General features: G+C 71.7%; 13 protein-coding genes. 9 read left to right on the forward strand and 4 right to left on the reverse strand.

Translation table 11 applies throughout. The features are described 5' to 3' along the window. Positions 1 to 184: 184 nt before the first annotated feature. Both ACWPOB_RS12120 and ACWPOB_RS12125 read left to right on the forward strand, forming a co-directional pair. The gene (locus ACWPOB_RS12120; RefSeq protein ID WP_455400962.1) at positions 185 to 1,648 is read left to right on the forward strand and encodes an amino acid ABC transporter substrate-binding protein/permease; all 1,464 of its coding nucleotides are present in this window, start codon (positions 185 to 187) and stop codon (positions 1,646 to 1,648) included. After that, complete coding sequence (locus ACWPOB_RS12125; protein ID WP_100057465.1) at positions 1,645 to 2,415, forward strand: amino acid ABC transporter ATP-binding protein; 771 nt, start codon at positions 1,645 to 1,647, stop codon at positions 2,413 to 2,415. The genes ACWPOB_RS12120 and ACWPOB_RS12125 overlap by 4 nt, the downstream gene beginning before the upstream one ends. Before the next feature lie 40 nt (positions 2,416 to 2,455). Here ACWPOB_RS12125 and ACWPOB_RS12130 read toward each other — a convergent pair whose 3' ends face one another. Beyond that, a complete protein-coding gene (locus ACWPOB_RS12130; protein WP_455400963.1) occupies positions 2,456 to 2,881 on the reverse strand; it encodes a DoxX family protein in 426 nt (141 codons plus the stop codon). A 205-nt stretch (positions 2,882 to 3,086) separates the two neighbouring features. On the opposite strand from ACWPOB_RS12130, the gene ACWPOB_RS12135 reads away from it, so the two are divergent. Then, complete coding sequence (locus tag ACWPOB_RS12135; RefSeq protein ID WP_100057463.1) at positions 3,087 to 3,596, forward strand: VOC family protein; 510 nt, start codon at positions 3,087 to 3,089, stop codon at positions 3,594 to 3,596. Beyond that, a complete protein-coding gene (locus tag ACWPOB_RS12140) occupies positions 3,597 to 4,577 on the forward strand; it encodes a pirin family protein (RefSeq protein WP_455400964.1) in 981 nt (326 codons plus the stop codon). It begins immediately after the preceding gene. 25 nt (positions 4,578 to 4,602) lie between these two features. On the opposite strand, the gene ACWPOB_RS12145 is transcribed toward ACWPOB_RS12140, so the two are convergent. Both ACWPOB_RS12145 and ACWPOB_RS12150 read right to left on the reverse strand, forming a co-directional pair. Continuing rightward, positions 4,603 to 5,661, reverse strand: coding sequence for a maleylacetate reductase (locus tag ACWPOB_RS12145; RefSeq protein WP_029542080.1), 1,059 nt, complete (start codon positions 5,659 to 5,661; stop codon positions 4,603 to 4,605). Positions 5,662 to 5,713: 52 nt separating this feature from the next. Beyond that, entirely contained in the window at positions 5,714 to 6,544 is an 831-nt protein-coding gene (locus ACWPOB_RS12150; RefSeq protein WP_006944914.1) for a TatD family hydrolase, read from the reverse strand. Positions 6,545 to 6,580: 36 nt separating this feature from the next. Between ACWPOB_RS12150 and metG the strand changes: the two genes are divergently transcribed. The 5 genes from metG to ACWPOB_RS12175 all read left to right on the forward strand — a co-directional run bounded on the left by metG (position 6,581) and on the right by ACWPOB_RS12175 (position 12,860). Beyond that, a complete protein-coding gene (metG, locus tag ACWPOB_RS12155; protein WP_100057461.1) occupies positions 6,581 to 8,128 on the forward strand; it encodes a methionine--tRNA ligase in 1,548 nt (515 codons plus the stop codon). 42 nt (positions 8,129 to 8,170) lie between these two features. Next, on the forward strand, positions 8,171 to 9,379 hold the full coding sequence (locus tag ACWPOB_RS12160; protein WP_455400965.1) for a DUF2786 domain-containing protein: 1,209 nt from the start codon (positions 8,171 to 8,173) through the stop codon (positions 9,377 to 9,379). Between the two features lie 107 nt (positions 9,380 to 9,486). After that, the gene (locus tag ACWPOB_RS12165; RefSeq protein ID WP_455400966.1) at positions 9,487 to 10,632 is read left to right on the forward strand and encodes an FAD-dependent oxidoreductase; all 1,146 of its coding nucleotides are present in this window, start codon (positions 9,487 to 9,489) and stop codon (positions 10,630 to 10,632) included. Then, the gene (locus ACWPOB_RS12170) at positions 10,629 to 11,504 is read left to right on the forward strand and encodes an RNA polymerase sigma-70 factor (protein ID WP_100059174.1); all 876 of its coding nucleotides are present in this window, start codon (positions 10,629 to 10,631) and stop codon (positions 11,502 to 11,504) included. The genes ACWPOB_RS12165 and ACWPOB_RS12170 overlap by 4 nt, the downstream gene beginning before the upstream one ends. Positions 11,505 to 11,555: 51 nt before the next feature. Next, entirely contained in the window at positions 11,556 to 12,860 is a 1,305-nt protein-coding gene (locus ACWPOB_RS12175; RefSeq protein ID WP_455400967.1) for an aminodeoxychorismate synthase component I, read from the forward strand. Here the strand turns inward: ACWPOB_RS12175 and ACWPOB_RS12180 are convergent. Beyond that, the gene (locus ACWPOB_RS12180) at positions 12,799 to 16,782 is read right to left on the reverse strand and encodes an nSTAND1 domain-containing NTPase (RefSeq protein WP_455400968.1); all 3,984 of its coding nucleotides are present in this window, start codon (positions 16,780 to 16,782) and stop codon (positions 12,799 to 12,801) included. The two genes, ACWPOB_RS12175 and ACWPOB_RS12180, sit on opposite strands and share 62 nt — an antisense overlap. Positions 16,783 to 17,047 lie beyond the last annotated feature (265 nt).

The raw sequence follows: 17,047 nt of genomic DNA on the forward strand, positions 1-17,047 counted from the left end.
GTAACGAATCGGCATTGATACGGCAACTGCAGCATTTCTACCTGCGGTTTCTCGGTAACGAGGTAGGTGACGATTCGTAATTTTCGATCAATCGCCGGGCTGCGAACGAAGGGGCGGGCTAGCGTCGATTCGACGCTCGGGAAAACGTGCCGCACGACGCGCGAATTACAGAGGTGGGATTACTTTGGGTGACCGAATTCACCGTCCGCCGGCGCGGCGGAGTGCGGCCCTGCTGACCCTGCTCGGCATGCTCGGCGCGCTGCTGCTCGCTGCCGCGCCGGCGGCCCTGGCGCAGTCCCCCGCCGCCGGCCGCACCTATGTCATCGCCACTGACGTGACCTTTGCGCCCTTCGAGTTCCAGAACGAGCAGGGCGACTTCGTCGGCATCGACATGGACCTGATCCGGGAGATCGCGGAGGACCAGGGCTTCACCGTGGAGGTCCGTCCGCTGGGCTTCGATGCCGCCCTGCAGGCGGTGCAGGCCGACCAGGCCGACGGCGTGATCGCGGGCATGTCGATCACGGAGGAGCGCAAGCAGGTCTTCGACTTCTCGGATCCCTACTTCGAGTCCGGCGTGCAGATGGCGGTACTCGCCGGCAACGACGAGGTCGCGTCGTACGCCGATCTGGCAGGGAAGCGCGTCGCGGTCAAGAACGGCACCGAGGGCGCCGCGTTCGCCGAGTCCATCAAGGACGAGTACGGGTTCACCACGGTCTACTTCGCCGACTCGGCGAGCATGTACGACGAGGTCCGCACCGGGAACTCGGTCGCGGTCTTCGACGACTACCCGGTGCTGGCGTACGGCATCGCCCAGGGCAACGGGCTGAAGACGGTCACGGAGAAGGAGGCCGGTGCGAGTTACGGGTTCGCGGTGAACAAGGGCCGCAACCCGGAGCTGCTCACGGCGTTCAACGCGGGCCTGCAGAACCTGCGGGACAACGGCCGCTACGACGAGATCGTGGAGAGTTACCTCGGCGAGGGCGCCGCGCAGGCCGACAACTCCATCCCGGGCCTGCTCCGCAGCACCTGGCAGCTGCTCCTCGAGGGGCTGTGGCTGACCCTCGTGCTGTCGGTCGTCTCGATCGCGATCGCGCTGGTGCTCGGCGCGCTGTTCGGCCTCATGCGGGTCTCGCACAACATCGTCCTGCGCGGTATCGGCACCACCTACGTCGACGTGTTCCGCGGCACCCCGCTGCTGGTGCAGGCCTTCTTCATCTACTTCGGCATCCCGGCCGCGGCCGGATTCCAGATGTCGGCGTTCACCGCGGGCATCATCACGCTCTCGCTCAACGCGGGCGCGTACATGGCCGAGATCGTGCGTGGCGGCATCCTGTCCGTCGACAAGGGGCAGATGGAGGCCGCCCGCAGCCTCGGCATCGGCTACCTGCCCGCGATGCGCAAGGTGGTCATGCCCCAGGCGGTGCGCACCATGATCCCGTCGTACATCAATCAGTTCGTGATCACGCTGAAGGACACCTCGATCCTGTCGGTGATCGGCATCGCCGAGCTCACCCAGACCGGGCGGATCATCATCGCCCGCAACTTCCAGTCGTTCCAGATGTGGCTGATCATCGGGGTGATCTACTTCGTCGTCATCATGGCGCTGACCAAATTGTCGGACCGACTCGAGAAGAGGATCAACCGTTGACCGAGGCAGCCGCGGCCCAGCCGCTCGAGGACGGTCGCGAGGTGAAGATCCGCGTGCGCGGCCTGAAGAAGTCGTTCGGCGAGAACGAGGTGCTCAAGGGCATCGATGTGGACATCCTCGCCGGCGAGGTGGTGTGCGTGATCGGCCCCTCCGGTTCGGGCAAGTCGACGTTCCTGCGGTGCCTGAACCGGCTCGAGGACATCAGCGCCGGTTCGGTGGTGGTGCACGGGTTCGACCTCGCCGACCGGAAGATCGACATCGACCGGGTGCGCCGCCACATCGGGATGGTGTTCCAGCACTTCAATCTGTTCCCGCACATGACGGCCCTCGAGAACATCGTGCTCGCACCGGTGCTGACGAAGCGTGCGACCAAGGAGGAGGCACGCGCGCGGGGGCTCGCCCTGCTCGACCGGGTGGGGCTGGCCGAGAAGGCCGACGCGAAGCCGGCCAACCTGTCCGGCGGGCAGAAGCAGCGCGTCGCGATCGCGCGGGCGCTGGCCATGAATCCGGACATCATGCTGTTCGACGAGGCGACCAGCGCCCTCGACCCGGAGATGGTGGGCGAGGTGCTGCAGGTGCTGCGCGACCTGGCGGCCGAGGGCATGACCATGGTCGTGGTCACGCACGAGATGGGTTTCGCCCGGGAGGTCGCCGACCGGGTGCTGTTCATGGCCGACGGGTACGTCCTCGAGGAGGGCACGCCGAAGGAACTGTTCGGCAGCCCCCGCCAGGAACGGACCCGCGACTTCCTCGCGAAAGTGCTCTGAGGCCGGCGCCCGGTCCCCGGACGCCGGCCCTCGCCCACGGCTACGCGGTCTGCAGGAACCGCACCCGGCGAGCGAGCAGGGCGTCGACGCTGTAGGCGCCGGCGCCGACGACGGCGAGCACCAGCGCACCCATGCCGAGGGCGCCGACGAGTTCCCATCCGCCGTCGGTGACATAGATGCCGTTGCCGATGTGGACGAAGAAGAACGCACCGAGCATGTTGATCAGCAGCAGGACGCCGAAGATCGGCACGAGCAGGCCGATGATGAGGGCGATGCCACCGAGCGTTTCCACCCAGGTGGCGTAGAAGGCGGACAGGGCGGGCACGGGCACGTCCATGCCCTCGAATCCGGTCTTGGTGGCGGAGTATCCCTGGTTGATCTTCTGCAGGCCGTGGACCAGGAAGACGATGCCGATGACCACTCGGGCGACGAGCAGCCCGACGTTGCGCAGGACGGGGTTGTTCATGGGGATGACCTTTCGGTGCGGGCGGTGGGGGGCTCGTCCTTCGATCGAAGCCGCGTCCACGGTAGCTGCGCAAGGTTGAAGGTTCAACCTTGGGGTGCCCGGGCACCTCGACCGCCGGAGGGTCGGGAACCAAAAAGTAGTTGACTAATCAACAATGTGGAGTATGCTCCTCGAAGGGGCAATCACCGGCCGAAGGAGCACTATCGTGGGCACCAGCGTGGAAGAGGAGCGCAGCCGCCGATCCGCGACGCTGCGGGAGGAACTGCGCAGCCGTTACCTCCGGCCGGTCGACGAGCGACCCGCGTCGTCGGCCCGCGGGCTGCACCACACCGCGCTCGTCAGCAGCGACGTCGAACGCACCGTGCGCTTCTACCAGGACGTGCTCGAATTCCCTCTCACCGAACTGATCGAGAACCGTGACTACCCCGGTTCCTCGCACTTCTTCTTCGACATCGGCAACGGAAACCTGCTGGCGTTCTTCGACTTCCCCGGGCTCGACGTCGGGCCCTACCGGGAGGTCCTCGGCGGCCTGCACCACATCGCGATCAGCGTCGAGCCCGGCAGGTGGGAACGCCTGCGCACCAAGCTGACCGACGCGGGCGTCGAGCTCGTCGAGCACAGCGAGGTCTCGCTGTACTTCCGCGACCCCGACGGCGCCCGCATCGAACTCATCGCCGACCCCCTCGGCGAGATGTACGGAAGCAAGGTCCTGTAGATGAGCAACGTCGACGCCGAGCCCACCGAGATCCGCTGCGAATCCGAGCCCGCCCCCACCCGTGTGCAGATCATCACCTCCCGCGAGGTGCCGCTCGGCGGCCCGCGCGCGATGCCGGTCCGCCGCACCCTGCCGCAGCGAGCCCGGTCCCTCATCGGGGCCTGGTGCTTCGCCGACCACTACGGGCCCGACGACGTCGCCGCCACCGGCGGAATGGACGTCGCGCCGCACCCGCACACCGGCCTGCAGACGGTGAGCTGGCTGTTCGCCGGCGAGATCGAGCACCGCGACAGCCTCGGCAAGCACGCGTTCGTCCGCCCCGGCGAACTGAACCTCATGACCGGCGGCCACGGCATCGCCCACTCGGAGGTCTCCACGCCGGCCACGACGGTCCTGCACGGCGTCCAATTGTGGGTGGCCCTGCCCGACGCGCACCGCGGCGCACCCCGCGACTTCCAGCACTATGCCCCCGAACCCGTCCGGATCGAGGGCGCGACCGTGAGCGTGTTCCTCGGCTCCCTCGCCGGGTCCACGTCGCCCGTGCACACCTTCACCCCGCTGCTCGGCGCCGAGATCACCCTCAACCCGGGCGCGACCGTCGAACTGGCCGTCGATCCCGAGTTCGAGCACGGTCTCCTCGTCGACACCGGCAGCGTCCGCCTCGCCGGCACCGTCCTCGCCCGCTCCGCGCTCGGCTACGTCGGCACCGGAGTCCCCACGCTCCCCCTGACCAATCTCACCGACGAACCCGCGCGGGCCGTCCTGCTCGGCGGTACGCCGTTCGGCGAGGAGATCGTCATGTGGTGGAACTTCGTGGGCCGTAGCCACGACGAGATCGTCGCGTTCCGGGACGAGTGGCAGCGCGAGGGGGAACGCTTCGGGCGGGTCGAGGGCTACACCGGGAAGGTGCCGCGGCTACCCGCGCCGACGCTGCCGAACGCGCAGATCCGGCCGCGCCGCAACCCCCCGACCGCCCACTGAGCGAGCACACACTGGGCGCGCACCGTCACTCGGGGCGGACTCCGGCATAGGCATCCCCGAGCAGTCGCCGCACCCCGACCCGGGTCACCTCCCGCGGGTTGGGGTACTGCCGCTCGGTGGCCAGGTGTGCCGCCTCGTCGAGGTCGCCCTCGGACATCCCCAGTTCGGCCAGCGTCGTCGGGCCGCCCGCCGCCGCCACCAGGTCGAAGACCCCGGCCGGGGCCGTGGGGGTGCCGAGGGCGTCGGCAATGCGGCTCATCACGGTCGGCACCGACGGCGCGTTGAACGCCATCACATGCGGTAGCACCACGGTGTGCGTCGGCGCGTGCGGCAGGTCGAAACTGCCGCCCAGGACATGACACAGCTTGTGGTGCAAGCCCATTCCCACCGCGCTCAGGCACGTGCCGGCCAGCCACGCCGCGAGCAGCAGGTCCGAGCGGCCCTCCCGGTCCGCGGCGTCGGCGCCGAGGACCGGCACGCCACGGGCGATCGCGCGGATGGCCTCGAGCGCCAGCGTGTCGACGATCGGGTTGGCATGCTCGGCGTACAACGCCTCCACGGCATGCGCCATCGCGTTGATCGCACTGGTCACCGCCATCGGGATCGGCATCGACAGGGTGAACTCGACGTCGTAGATGACGGTCTCGGGCAGGATGGCCGGCGACGAGTGCGTGGTCTTCACACCGTCGGCGGTCTCCCCGAGGACGGGAGTGACCTCGGATCCGGCGTAGGTGGTCGGCAGGATCACCTGGTCCACGCCGGTGCGCACCGCGATCGCCTTCGACAGTCCCGTCGTCGACCCCCCGCCCACGGCGACGACGGCATCGATGTCGTGCTCGGAGACCAGGCCCAGCACCTTCTCGGTGACCGCCACCGGCGTGTGCATGACGGCGCCGTCGAACCGGGCGACCTGCAGCCCACCGAGGGCCTTCTCGACGAGTTCCACCTGCGGGCGGACGTGCTCACCACCGAGCAGGAGAACCCGGGAGCGGTCGAGGCGGCGCACCTCGTCGGCGACCCGCGCCGCGGTTCCCGGCCCGAACACCACCCGGGACGGCTGAGCGTTGTAGACGAAGCTGTGCATGCCGTCCATTGTCCCGGCCGCACGGGCCGGCCGCCTCGGAACGGCGACACCATTACGAAAGTCCGTACACCCGTTCGGCGTTCGCGGTGGTCGCGGCGGCCAGCTCGGCCGGGTCCGCGCCGCGGACCTCCGCCAGCGCCCGCACGGTGTACGGCAGGCAGTACGACTCGTTGGGTGCGCCGCGAAACGGATGGGGCGTCAGGAACGGGGCGTCCGTCTCCACCAGCACCTGCTCGAGCGGCACCAGCGGGGCCGCGGCACGCAGCGCCGCGGCGTTCTTGAAACTCACCGTCCCGGAGAAACTGAGCAGGTAACCGGCGTCGACGCAGGCCCGCGCCATGTCCGCGTCCGACGAGAAGCAGTGGAAGATCACCGTCTCCGGCGCACCCTCGTCGTGCAGCACGCGCAGCAACTCGGCGTCGGCGTCGCGGTTGTGGACCATGAGGGTCTTGCCGAGCCGTTTGGCCAGGTCGATGTGCCAGCGGAACGCGTCCTCCTGCTCGATCGGGTCGGCGCAGCCGTCGAGCTTGCCGGGCCAGTACAGGTCCAGGCCGGTCTCCCCCACCGCGACCACGCGCGGGTCGGCGGCGAGCTTCTCGATCTCGGCCCGGGTGGCGTCGTCGAGCGCGTTCGCACGGGTGGGGTGGATCGCCACGGCGGCGTAGACCCGCTCGTCCCAGTGCGCGGCGTCCACGGCGAAGCGGGCGGCGACGATGTCGTCGGCGACGGTGACGACCCGTCCGACCCCGACCGCGGCCGCCCGGTCGAGGATCGCCGCCACCGACTCGGCGTCGTGCGCGCCGCACGCGTCGAGGTGCGTGTGGGCATCGACGAGAGGCGAGAGCGGCTGCGGAGGCTCGGGCGCGGGGCGGGTTCGGCTCACGGCCCATACACTATCTACCTATAAAGTGGACGCACCATGACTGTTCCTGCCGCCTCCCGCCCGCCGTTCTACCTGACGACCGCGATCGCTTATCCGAACGGCGCCCCGCACATCGGCCACGCCTACGAGTACATCTCCTCGGACGCGATCGCCCGGTTCAAGCGCCTCGACGGCTTCGACGTGTTCTTCCTGACCGGCACCGACGAGCACGGCCTGAAGATGCAGCAGACGGCGGCGAAGGAAGGCCTGGACGTGCGGGACCTCGCGGCCCGCAACTCCGGGGTGTTCGAGGCCATGGACAAGTCGCTGAACATCTCCTTCGACCGGTTCATCCGCACCACGGACGCCGATCACCGCGAGGCGAGCAAGGCCATCTGGCAGCGCATGGCCGACAACGGCGACATCTACCTCGACACCTACTCGGGCTGGTACTCGGTGCGCGACGAGGCGTTCTACGCCGAAGCCGAGACGACGGTGCTCGAGGACGGTGCGCGCATCGCCACCGAGTCCGGCACCCCGGTGGAGTGGACGGAGGAGTCGACGTACTTCTTCCGGCTCTCGGCGTATCAGGACAAGCTGCTGAAGCTGTACGAGGAGCGACCGGACTTCATCGCCCCCGCCACCCGGCGCAACGAGATCGTCAGCTTCGTCTCCGGCGGGCTGAAGGATCTGTCGATCTCCCGCACCACCTTCGACTGGGGCGTGCCGGTGCCGGACCACCCCGAGCACGTGATGTACGTGTGGGTGGACGCGCTCACCAACTACCTGACGGGCGCGGGCTTCCCCGACACCGAGGCGGAGTCGTTCCGCCGCTACTGGCCCGCGAACCTGCACATCATCGGCAAGGACATCACCCGGTTCCACACCGTGTACTGGCCGGCGTTCCTGATGTCGGCCGGAATCGAGCTGCCCGAGCGGGTGTTCGTGCACGGCTTCCTGTTCAACAAGGGCGAGAAGATGTCCAAGTCGGTCGGCAACGTCGTCGACCCGCTCGAGATGGTCGAACAGTACGGCCTCGATCCGCTGCGCTTCTTCCTGCTGCGGGAGATCTCCTACGGCCAGGACGGCAGCTACAGCCACGAGGCGATCGTGACGCGCATCAACGCGGACCTGGCGAACGAACTCGGCAACCTGGCGCAGCGCTCGCTGACGATGGTCGCCAAGAATCTCGACGGCGTGGTGCCGACCCCCGGCGACTTCACCGAGGACGACCGCGCGTTGCTCGCGCAGGCCGACGCCCTGCTCGAGAAGGTCCGGGCCGAGTTCGACGTGCAGGCACTGCACCTCGCACTGGAGACGATCTGGCACGTCCTCGGCGAGACGAACCGGTACTTCTCCGCGCAGGCACCGTGGGTGCTGCGCAAGACGGACCCGGCCCGGATGGCGACGGTGCTGTACGTGACGCTCGAGGTCGTGCGGATCGTCGGCCTGCTCGTGCAGCCGGTGATGCCCGATTCGGCCGCGAAGATCCTCGACCTGGTGGGTCAGGACCCGCAGGCGCGGCAGTTCGCGGACATCGCCACACGTCTCGCCCCGGGCACGCAGCTGCCGGCTCCGGCCCCGGTGTTCCCGCGGTACGAATAGGCATCCCGCCGCCTGTCGGTGGCCTCGTGCACACTCCCGCGCATGGGGCGAGATAGAACATACTTTCGACAGGCGCCGGCGGGGTCCGGGGCATCCGACGAGGTCTTCCACCTCGGCACCCGGCCACTTCTCGACGAACTGTGCGCCGCCTACGAGCGCGGCTGGCAGCCCGCCGACGTGCTGCACGTGACGGCCCGGTCCGGCGACGCCACGGACGTCCCGCTGGCGGCCGCCGCGGTGCTGTACGACGCCCGGCGCAGCCACGCGGCCGACCGGGCGCCCATGGACTGGGTGCAGCAGCTCGGTGTGATCGCGGAGCGCTGTCCCGGTGCCGCGCGGATCGCCGAGCGGGTTCCGCCCGACGCACCGGTGCGCCACCTCGGCGCCGAACTGCTGCGCGAGCTGCCCGGCCTGTCCCGCTTCCAGGTGATGGGGCTCGCGTTCGCCTGGAAGTACCTGCCGCGGTTCGCCCCTCTCCTGCCGCCGCCGTCGCAGTGGCCGCCGTTGCGCCCGGGCCCCACGGCCGGCGAATCCCTGTGCCCGGACCCGAAAGTGCTCGCACGGATCCGCGGCCTCCTGGCGAAGGCCGAGTCCACGGACTATCCGGAGGAGGCCGAGGCCCTCACCGCCAAGGCACAGGAGCTGATGACCCGGTACGCGATCGGCGCGGCCCTGCTCACCGGCGCCGACACCGGCACCGCGCGGGGGCGCCGCGTACACGTCGACAACCCGTACGCGAAGGAGAAGGTGCTGCTGCTCACCGCGATCGGGAACGCGAACCGCACGCGCACGGTGTGGTTCACCAAGGTCGGGATCGCCACGATCGTCGGCGCCGACGTCGACCTGCAGCAGGTCGAGGTGCTGTTCACGTCGCTGTCGGTGCAGGCGAGCCGGGCCGTGCGCGCGGCCGGGACCGGGGGCCGCACCGGCGGCGCGGCCGGGACCCGGGGCCGCACCGGCGGCGCGGCAACGGCGTTCCGTCGCGCCTTCCTGGCGGGGTTCGCATACCGGATCGGCGAACGGCTGCGGCAGGCCGACGTGCGCGCCACCGCGGCCGCCGCGGCCGACGCGAGCATGGCCGTCACCCAGCTCGCCCCGTTGCTGGCCCGTCGCTCCGAGGCCGTGGACTCGGAGTTCCGCCGGTTGTTCCCGATGACCCGGTCGACGCGCACACGCAGCGTCGACGCCGAGGGGTGGTTCGCGGGCCGGGACGCGGCCGAGTCGGCCTTCCTCGCGCCCGGTTCCCCGTAGCGGCCCGGCTGTGTGAGCACTGCCGCGCCGCACCCTGTCACATTCGCAGGCCGGCCGGTGTCCCATGCACGACCGCGAAATCGTCGACAGCAGAAGGGGTGGTCAGGATGGCAACCGACGTGGTGGTGCTCGGGGCCGGGTACGCGGGCGTGATGGCAGCGAACCGCATGCTCGCCGCGCATCCGGAGGTATCGGTGACGGTCGTCAACCCGCGACCGGTGTTCGTCGAGAGGGTGCGGCTGCACCAGCTCGCGGCCGGGTCCGGTGCGGCCGCGCACGACCTCGCCGAGGTGCTGCACCCGGCGGCGGTCGTGCACCTCGGCACCGCGGTGCAGATCGGTGCGGATCGGGTGCTGCTCGCCGACGGGACGGCACTGCCGTTCGACGTCGCGATCTACGCCGTCGGCAGCGGCGCCGGCGTGCCCGCGATCCCGGGCGCCGACCGGCTGCACTCGCCGGCCGAGTTCGAACGCGCCATGGACACGGCCGCCGCGCTCGACGGGCTCGGCGACGGTGCCGGCGTGGTGGTCGTCGGCGGCGGGCTCACCGGCGTCGAATCGGCCGCCGAGATCGCCGAGGCACATCCCCACCTGACCTGCACCCTCGTCGGGGACCCCGTCGCGCACCTGCCCGGCGCCACCCGGCGGTTCGTCGCCGCGCGGCTGCGACGGCTCGGTGTCCGGGTGCGGCCGGGCCGGGTCGTCGCGGTCACCGGGCGGGAGGTGCTGCTCGCCGACGGCGACGCGGTGCCCGCGGAACTCACGATCTGGGCGGGCGGCTTCACGGTGCCCGACCTGGCCCGGCGGAGCGGGTTGCCGGTCGACGGGGCCGGCCGGCTCCGGGTCGACGGCACCCTGCGGAGCACGGGCGCAGCGAACGTCGTGGGGGTGGGCGACGCCGTGACCGTCGACGGCCAGGATCACATCCGGATGAGCTGCCAGGCGGCGCTGCCGCTCGGCGCGCACGGTGCCGACACGGCATGGGCGCTGCTGACGGGCACGGACCCGCAGCCGCTGTCGCTCGGGTTCGTGGCGCAGTGCATCTCGCTGGGCCGGGACTCCGGCGTCGTGCAACTCACCCGCCCGGACGACACGGCCCGCGGCGGCGCCCTGCGCGGTACGTTGGGCGCATTCGGCAAGGAGATGGTGGTGCGCGGAACGGTGTGGACACTGCGCCGGCAGGCACGGGGGCACGGCTATCCCTTCCCGAAGGGACCGGCCGCTGCGCACGATCCGATCGCGGCGCCGCGATGACGCACGACGAGCTGTTCACCCGGCACCGCGGCCTGCTGTTCGGCATCGCGTACGAGATCACCGGCAGCGTCGCCGACAGCGAGGACATCCTGCAGGACAGCTACCTGCGCTGGGCCGAGGTGGACCTCGACGAGGTCGCCAACCCCCGGGCGTATCTGAGCCGCGTGGTCACCCGGCAGGCGCTGAACGCGCTGCGCACTGCGCAGCGGCGCCGCGAGGACTACGTCGGGCCGTGGCTGCCCGAGCCGGTACGCACGGCGCCGGATGCAGCCGAGGACGTCCTGCTCGCGGAGTCGGTGTCGATGGCGATGATGCTGGTGCTCGAGACACTCGGCCCGCTCGAACGGGCGGTGTTCGTGCTGCGCGAGGTGTTCGGATTCGACCACGCCCAGATCGCGGCGGCGGTCGGCAGGCCGGAGGCGACGGTGCGGCAGATCGCCCACCGCGCCCGAAGCCACGTGCACGCGCGGCGCAAGCGGTACACGGCGTCCGGCGCGGAGACCCGCCGGGTGGTCGAGGAACTGCTCGCCGCCGCCGGCACCGGCGACGTGGAGGCGCTGATGAAGGTGCTGTCCCCGGACGTGGTCTACGTCGCCGACGGCGGTGGCAAGGCGACGGCCGCACGGGTTCCGGTGTCCGGGGCGAAGAAGGTCGCGCGGCTGCTGCGGAACCTGGGGCGCAAGCCCCTGCCCGACATGCGCTTCGAGTTCGCGTCGTTCAACGGTCTGCCCGCGCTGGCGGTGTACTCGGCCGAGCGGCTCGACCTCGTCATGATGATCGAGATGGACGCGGGCCTGGTCACCGGCCTGTATGTGGTGCGGAACCCGGACAAGCTCGGCGCGGCGGACAGGGTGATGCCGCCGGTCCGCTGAGCGCCCCGGTGTGATTCGGCCCGGTCCGGCAGCGCATGGGAGGCTGTGCCCATGCGGATGGAACGGCTCGGCGGCGGGGGTAGCCCGGCGCAGGTGCTGCGGCTGCTGGGCGCCCGCGCCGAGGCGGCGGGAGCGCCCCCTCCGGCCGCACTGACCGGCACGTGGTTCGGCGCGGCGGCGGTCCTCGCGCCCCACGTCGAGGCCGTCGCCACCCCGCCTTCCGACGCGTTCGTCCTGCGCGAGGGCCCGTCCCTGCGCCCCGGCGACGACGGGCCGGTCGTCGGCGGTGGGTGGATCGGCTACCTGGCGTACCCGGACCGAGCCCCCGCCCACCCGGCGCTGCCTCGCGCGGCCGGGGGGTGGGCGGACACCGTGCTGCGGCTCGACCACGACGGCTGCTGGTGGTACGAGAGCCTCACCGACGCGCCGTGCCCGGCCGGGCTCGCCGCCGCCGTCCGCGAGGCGCCCGAGGCCTCCGGTCGGGCGCCGTGGCGCATCGACTGGACCGCGCCGGACCGCGGCGCCCACCGCCGCGGCGTGCGGCAGTGCCTCGACGCGATCCGGGCCGGCGAGGTCTACCAGGCGTGCGTGTGCACTCGCTTCACCGGCGCCTGGTCGGGCAGCCCGCTGCACTTCTTCGCCGACGGGATCGAGCGCACCGCGCCGGCCCGGGCCGCCTACGTCGCGGGCGGGTGGGGGGCGGTCGCGTCGCTGTCGCCGGAGTTGTTCCTCGCGCGCCACGACGACCGGGTGACGTCGAGCCCGATCAAGGGCACGCTCCCGATCGGCGCGGATCCGGCCCGGCTGCGCGCGTCCGTCAAGGACGTCGCGGAGAACGTGATGATCGTGGACCTCGTGCGCAACGACCTCGGACGCGTGGCCGAGACCGGAACGGTCACCGTGCCGGATCTGCTCGGGGTGCATCCGGCCCCCGGAGTCTGGCACCTGGTGTCCACCGTCGCGGCCACGCTGCGAGCCGGTGTGGACACCGCGCGGTTGTTCGGGGCCGCGTTCCCGCCGGCCTCGGTGACCGGCTGTCCCAAGCTCCGGGCGCGGGAGTTCCTGCAGGTCTGGGAGCCGCACTCGCGGGGCGTGTACTGCGGCACCGTGGGCATGGCCAGCCCGCTCGCCGGGCTGGAACTCAACGTGGCGATCCGCACCGTCGAGTTCGGCCGCGGCGACGCGGACACGCCGGGGTCGTGTGGTCTCGGCGTCGGCGGGGGCATCACCATCGATTCCGATCCGGACGCCGAATGGCAGGAGTGCCTCGACAAGGCCGCCAGCATCCTGGCGCTCAGCCCCCGCACACCGTCCGGCCGGCCACCGGCAGATCGGACTGCGGCAGCGATCCGGTGATCCGGCCCGTCGTCGCCGCGCAGATCCGCGCGATGATCGACTCGACGTCCAGGCCCCACGTGCGCACCATCCCGTCGCCACCCGCCGCGATCACGGCGTTGCTGCCCGGCAGGAAGCCCACCTGCCACCGCCCGACGCCGACGTCGGTGATCGGGCCGCCCACCGGGTGCATGTCCTCCGGGTCGCCGACGTGCCACAGCCGCACCGTCCCGTCGTCGCTGCCGCTGACCACCTCGTGGCCGTTCGGCGTCACCGACACCGAATAGACGGTGCCAGCGTGCCCGCGCAGCGCCTCGGGGCGGACGGTGAACGACCCGTCGGGTCCGCGGTCCCACACGCGGACCGTGTGGTCGTCGCCGCCGGTGGCCAGGACGTTGCCGTCGGCGCTGAACGCGAGGGCGTTGACGCCGGTGGCATGGCCGTCCGACACCGGCACCGCGACCGGGGCCGCGGGATCGGCGACGTTCCAGGCGTAGAGCGAGCCGTCCGCGCTCGCCACCACCAGGTGCCGGCCGTCCGGCGCGAACGCCGCCGCGCGGATGAGGTTCGTCGGACCCCGCAGCGGCGCTCCCCGGCTCACCGGACGCGCCGGATCCGACACGTCCCACAGCACGAGGGAGTGGTCGTCGTCTCCCGTGACGAGGGTGGTGCCGTCGGGACCGAATGCGAGTTCGGACGTGAACCGGGTCTCGGTGACGATCGGGTTCGCCCAGAGCCGCGGAACGGTGGGGTCCCGGACGTCCCACAGGTGGACCTCGCCGTCCGTCGTCGAGGCCGTGGCCAAGGTCGCGGCGGAGGGAGACAGGGCGGTCGTCACCGCACCCCCCAGCGGTCGCGGGCGGTTCACGGCACCGAGCGGTGACCAGCGCCCGTCGGAACCGATCCGCCACAGCGGCACGGTGGGGTTGTAGCCCCCGGTCGCGACGAGCGAGCCGGTGCGATCGATCGCCGGGAGGGTCAGGGCGGAATCCGCGACCGGGACGCGTCCGCGCGGCAGCGTCCAAACCCGGATGGTGCCGTCGTGACCGCCGGTGACCAGCGCGGCACCGTCGGGGGTGAACGCGAGCGCCGGGACGCCGCCGCCGTTGCCGGCGAGGGCCGGCCGCATCTCGTCGACCGCTCGCGTCTCCGAGTCGATCGACCACAGCTTCGCGGTCCCGTCCCACGACGCGCTCGCCAGGGTGCGGCCGTCGGGCGCGAACGCCACGGTCCACACCCCACCGGTGTGCGCCTGCACGGGCGGGCCGACCGGCCGTACCGCCCCGGGCTCGGCGGTGTCGAACAGCGTGAGGACGCCGTCGTCGCTGCTGACCGCGAGGGTCCGGCCGTCGGGGGCGAACGCGACGGAATGCGCCACGTCGCGGAAACCGGTCAGCGGCTCGCCGAGGGGCGCGGCGGCGGCCGGATCGGTCAGGTCCCACAACCGCACCGAGCGATCGTCGCTCGACGTGGCCAGCACGGTGCCGCCGGGGTGGAACGCCACGGTCCGCACGGCCGCCCCGTGCGCGGGCAGGACGGTGCGGGGAAATCCCCGCGTCCGGGGTTCGCTCGTGTCGACGAGCACCACCGACCCGTTGTCGTACGGCACGGCGAGCAACCGGCCGTCCGGGCTGAACCGCACGTTGTGGATGACCTCCGGCACGAGCATCTCGGCGGTGAGCAGGGCGACGGGCCGGTCGCGATCCGTGACGTCCCAGATCCACACCGCACCCGTCGCCCCACCCGCCGCGAGCAGGGTGCCGTCCGGGCTGAACGAGACCGATGCCAGATACTCGGGCTCGTCCGACACCAGCGCTCCGAGCGGCCGCGGGGCGGTCCGGTCGGACAGGTCCCACAACCGCACGCTGCCGTCGTCGCTGGCCGAGGCGAGGGTCGTGCCGTCCGGCGCGATCGCCACCCCGTAGACGGGACCACTGTGGCCTTCGAGGGGCAGCGCCAGCGGCATCTGCTCGGTCGCGACGAGCCGCGAGTACGCGACCTCGCTGTCCGGCTGCAGCTGCCACGCCGCGAGCGCCAGCTGGGCCGCGGTGGACGGGTCCTTCTCGCGCATGGAGTCGGCGAGCGCGACGACCTGCTGGAACTGGGCGGCGCTGCGCTCGGCCTCCGCGCGGTTCTTGCCCGCCCAGGCCAGCGTCCCCATCACCACCGCGACGATCGTGGACAACACGAGGGCGGCGATCGCGCCGTTGCGGATCCGGGCCCGCCGGCGGATCTGCCGCCGCGACTCCCGGAGGAACGCCACCGCGGTCGGGCTCAGCGCGGCCTCGACGCCGACGGCCTGCGTCCCCCCCGCGAGGTCCCCGGCCTCGTGCTCGGCGATGAGGTCCATTCGGCCGCGCTGGTAGAGCAGGTCCGCATGCCGACGTCCCGCGACCCACCCGGCGGCGTCCGCCTCGATCTGCTGGCGCAGCGCCGCGTACGAGCGGTCCGCCTGGATCCAGGACTTCAAACGCGGCCAGGCGTCGATCACGGCGTCGTGCAGCAGCTCGACGCTGCCCGCGTCGACGACGAGGACCCGAGCGGCGACGAAGTGGTCGACCACCCGGCGCCCCGCGTCGACGTCGTCTCCGGCCACGGCGAGCAACCGGTCCAGCGGACGCCGGATCTTCACGTCGGTGCCGGTGTCGGTCACGTAGACCAGGTGCACGAGCATCGCGCGAGCGAGGCGCCGGCCACGGTCGTCGAGCTCCTCCCAGGCGCGTTCCGCGCTGGCGGCGATCGATCCGCGCACCCCGCCGGTGGCGCCGTAGCCGGCCACGGTCAGGTGGCCGCCGCGCCGGCGTTCCCACAGGGTGTCGAGCAGGTGCGACAGCAGCGGCAGCTCCGCCCCGCCGACGTCGTCGGCGGTCAGCACGCCGAGGTCGTGCAGGATCAGCTCCACCAGCCCCGGCTCGAACCGCAGGCCGAGCAGCCGCGCCGGTGCGGAGATCACCTCCACCAGATCGTCGCGGGTCAGGGGCTGGACCGTCTTGCTGTGCCGCTCCAGCGCCCGGGCCAGCACGGGATACGTCACGGCCCGCTCGTAGAAGTCCGACCGCAGAGTGGCCACCACCGCGATCGGGGTGTCGCCGTCGCCCACGGTCGCGGCCCGATCGAGGAGCGCCAGGAACGCCGAGCGTTCGGCCGGGTCCTCGCAGTGGGTGAACAGCTCCTCGATCTGGTCGACGACGATCAGCAGGCCCGAGCTGCCCTGACGGTCGGCGGCGGCGCGCAGCCGCGCGACGGCGGAGGGCTCGTCCGCGTCCGGGATCTCGGCGAGGTCGGGTATGCACTCGACGAGCTGCGCCACGGGGTGCCGCCCCGGAGTCAGGACCACCGGCCGCCAGCGGCCGTCGCGGCACAGTTCCGGGATGAGGCCGGCCTGCACGAGCGAGGACTTGCCGACGCCGGAGGCTCCGGTCACCACGACGATGCCGTGCCCGTGGGCGGCGACGACGGTCTCGACGAGCTCGCGCACACTCCGGCTCCGGCCGAAGAACAGCTGTGCGTCCCGCTCGCGGTACGCCTCGAGGCCCCGGTAGGGCCGCACCCCGGTGGGCGGCGCCGCGGCGGGCACCTCGGACGTCTCCGCCCGGGCCCGCCCGGCTGGTCCCCGGGCGAGTTCCCACCACCGCTCCCACTGCTTCATCGAGTAGAGGCCGGGCGCCGGCGGCTGAGCGTGCAGGGCCCGGGCGGACCGGATCAGGACGACCAGGACCGGGCGGATCGCCTCGAAGGTGGCGGGGACCCGGGCGCCGGATCGCCAGTCGCTGAGCCGCTGCACGGACACGGTGCGATCGCTGCCCACGGCGCGGGCGACGGCCGACGCCTCGGAGGAGACCTTCTTGAGTGCGGGACGTCCCGCCGCCGCGAACAGAATCCGGAGCTGGTCGGCGAACACCTGCCGCGGCTCCGCCTCGGTTCGCTCGTCCGCCGGTTCCATCTCCCGCATCCTCCCTGCTCCGCACCCCTCGCGGGCCCGGATCGTCCGCTGCGGAAAAATTCCTCACCAGTCCTGACCTGGGATGATATCGCGATCGGCCCGCGAACCGGTTGGTCGCCCCGGATGCACCCGACAGAGTTGTTCCCGAGCGGGAAGACCCCGCGACGCGCTGCACCTCCGCACCGGCCGGAACCCGACGAGGGGTGGTTCCGCCCGATGCGGAGGGAAGGCAGCGCGCGACCCGAACCGAGGGATCGTGTACAAG

The organism is Rhodococcus sp. 2H158 (assembly GCF_053764755.1).

Coding starts and splice junctions, on each gene's coding strand:
- ACWPOB_RS12130 (WP_455400963.1), bottom strand. CDS start 2,881: ATGAACAACCCCGTCCTGCGCAACGTCGGGCTGCTCGTCGCCCGAGTG.
- ACWPOB_RS12160 (WP_455400965.1), top strand. CDS start 8,171: ATGGGGCGAGATAGAACATACTTTCGACAGGCGCCGGCGGGGTCCGGG.
- ACWPOB_RS12145 (WP_029542080.1), bottom strand. CDS start 5,661: ATGCACAGCTTCGTCTACAACGCTCAGCCGTCCCGGGTGGTGTTCGGG.
- ACWPOB_RS12165 (WP_455400966.1), top strand. CDS start 9,487: ATGGCAACCGACGTGGTGGTGCTCGGGGCCGGGTACGCGGGCGTGATG.
- metG (WP_100057461.1), top strand. CDS start 6,581: ATGACTGTTCCTGCCGCCTCCCGCCCGCCGTTCTACCTGACGACCGCG.
- ACWPOB_RS12180 (WP_455400968.1), bottom strand. CDS start 16,782: ATGGAACCGGCGGACGAGCGAACCGAGGCGGAGCCGCGGCAGGTGTTC.
- ACWPOB_RS12170 (WP_100059174.1), top strand. CDS start 10,629: ATGACGCACGACGAGCTGTTCACCCGGCACCGCGGCCTGCTGTTCGGC.
- ACWPOB_RS12175 (WP_455400967.1), top strand. CDS start 11,556: ATGCGGATGGAACGGCTCGGCGGCGGGGGTAGCCCGGCGCAGGTGCTG.
- ACWPOB_RS12140 (WP_455400964.1), top strand. CDS start 3,597: ATGAGCAACGTCGACGCCGAGCCCACCGAGATCCGCTGCGAATCCGAG.